Annotated in this window: 4 protein-coding genes; all 4 read left to right on the plus strand. The window is 34.5% G+C overall.

Annotation, left to right across the window (positions count from 1 at the left end):
* Positions 1-823 (plus strand): thioredoxin domain-containing protein (locus RQ763_RS11355; protein ID WP_314153093.1); only part of this gene is annotated, 823 nt, incomplete at its 5' end.
* Positions 824-1,020: 197 nt separating this feature from the next.
* Positions 1,021-1,278 (plus strand): hypothetical protein, encoded by a 258-nt coding sequence (locus tag RQ763_RS11360; RefSeq protein WP_314153094.1) that lies wholly within the window; start codon positions 1,021-1,023, stop codon positions 1,276-1,278.
* On the plus strand, positions 1,278-1,946 hold the full coding sequence (locus RQ763_RS11365) for a response regulator transcription factor (protein WP_314153095.1): 669 nt from the start codon (positions 1,278-1,280) through the stop codon (positions 1,944-1,946). The genes RQ763_RS11360 and RQ763_RS11365 overlap by 1 nt, the downstream gene beginning before the upstream one ends.
* A gap of 3 nt (positions 1,947-1,949) precedes the next feature.
* Positions 1,950-2,421 (plus strand): hypothetical protein (locus RQ763_RS11370; protein WP_314153097.1); only part of this gene is annotated, 472 nt, incomplete at its 3' end.

A 2,421-nucleotide genomic window follows, 5' to 3' on the forward strand; every position in this document is an offset into this window, starting at 1 on the left:
GCTTGCGGGCGCTCTTATATATATAGGACAGAGCGGAAATGAGCTCTTAGGCGGTCTGTCTCTCTTTTTTATGAGCTTTGGTATGGGAGTGCCGCTTCTTATGCTCGGTGCGGGTGCAGGTAAATTTCTGCCAAAACCTGGTGTTTGGATGGAGGATGTAAAACTGTTTTTCGGTTTTACGATGATAGCGTTCTCGATTTGGCTCCTCTCTAGAATACTTGAGCCTCAAACCATACTTCTGCTATGGGGAGTGCAACTTGTTGCCGTGGCTATATTTATGAATCCGTTTGAAAATATTAAGAGTGTAGATATAAGCAGGATGCAGCAGCTCAAAAAACTGCTCTCTATGCTAGCTCTTATCTACGGTGTGGTTCTTATTGTCGGAGCAATCGGCGGCGCAAAAAGCATTAAAAATCCTCTTGAACCTTTCGTATCATCAAAGAGGGTGCTCTCAACTGCCTCGGAAGTGACATTCAAAACAATAAAGGCAAAAGAGTTAAACAGTGCCCTGCAGCAAGCATCTAAGCCTGTTATGGTCTACTTTAGCGCAAAATGGTGTGAAAACTGCAAAGAGCTTGATGCAGATGTCCTCAGCAGAGCAGATGTTGCACTAGAAGTTGAAGAGTTTGAGAGAATAAAAGTAGACGTAACTGAAAATACGGATTTTGATATTGCGATGCTTAAAAAATACTCCCTCTTTGGACCTCCCGGTATTATCTTTTTTGACATGGATAAGCAGGAGCTAAATAATTATCGTCTATCAGGCTATAAAGAGAAGGATTTGTTTATTGAGCATATTCGTAAAGTTAAAAGAGTTTTGTAACCAAACTGCAATCAAACAAGGTATATCAAATAATAAAAACATTAAAATAGTACGTTTATATTTAAATTAGGATTTGAAAATTGAAGTACATAATTATTTTAATATTTTTTTTCACTACTCTGCTATTGGCAGATCATAAAGTCCAGCATATCAATAAAGAGCTATCTCACCTTAACTTATCAAAAGAACAAAGTTTTGTGATAAAAGAGATCTTATATGAGTTTAGAACCCAGCTAAAAGAGTTTAAAAAATTTAAAGATGAAACAGAGCTGAAGAAAAAAGATCTGTTTTTGAAAGAGCACCTTAATATCGACGACATAGAGAGTCTTGACAGCAAGTTAGATGCTAAATCCAGAGAGATTGAAAAAAACTTTCTTATGAAAATACATGCCGTTTTGAGCAAAGAACAGAAGATGGATTTTGTAAATTATTTTGATGATTGGGAAGTAAAGTAATGCACAATATCATGCTTATAGAAGATGACTTAGATATGCAAACGTTAATTTGCGATTATTTGGAAAACTATGATTTTCATGTAGAAGCTTTCACTCAGCCAAAAGAGGCGCTTACTCATCTGGAAAACAAGAGCGAGAACTACTCTCTTGTTGTTCTTGACTTAATGTTGCCTCAAATGGATGGCTTTGACGTATGTAAAAAAATCAGACAGATATCGGCTGTTCCTATTATAATCTCATCTGCGAGGGGTGAGATAAGCGACAAAATATTGGGATTTGACTTGGGTGCTGATGATTATTTGGCAAAACCTTATGAACCTAGAGAACTTGTCCTTAGAATAAATGCAATTTTAAGAAGAGGAACAAGCAAGAACAAAACTATAGGCAATTTTGAGATAGATGAAGACAAACATGAGATAAAGATAGAGGGATTGACGTTGGATCTAACCAAGATTGAGTATGACATCTTGCATCTTTTTTTATTGAATATCGCCAAGGTTTTATCGAGGGAATCTATCTCAAATGCTATAAGCGGAATTGAGTACAACTCCAAGGACAGAACAATAGATATGCATATAAGCAACATAAGACAGAAGCTTGGCGATGATTCAAAGGATCCCCAATACATAAAGTCTATATGGGGCATAGGCTATAAATTTATAGGATAACAGATGTCAATTTTTTATAAAGTTATTATATTTTTTCTAATTACCTTCTCTTTAATGTTTTTTGTCTCAATTGAGATAAATAAACTGACAAAAGACACAATTGAAACATTGTTGAGAGATAAGTACATACATGTCTCAGGGGAACTCTTTAAATATATGTCCAATAGTGACCAAAAAAGTTTAGATGAAAGATTAAAAGAGCTAAAATTTGAAATTATTGAAGATAAGAAGAGTTATATTGAGAAGTCACATGTTTTACATGAGTATAATACGGAGTTCTCAAGTGTAAAAATATTAAAAGACAAAGAGAGCAGATATCTTCTTTATATGAAATATTTAGATGATGAGATATTGGTCATTGATCTTTCCCAAGATAATAATTTTGAGAAAAAAGAGTTCTTAAACTATATGATTGTGGCAGATATTTTTATCTTGATATTGCTGTGTCTAATAATTTTAAAAATGGTATATCCGC

The organism is Sulfurimonas sp., assembly GCF_032250635.1.
Lineage (GTDB): Bacteria > Campylobacterota > Campylobacteria > Campylobacterales > Sulfurimonadaceae > Sulfurimonas.

Coding starts and splice junctions, on each gene's coding strand:
- RQ763_RS11365 (WP_314153095.1), top strand. CDS start 1,278: ATGCACAATATCATGCTTATAGAAGATGACTTAGATATGCAAACGTTA.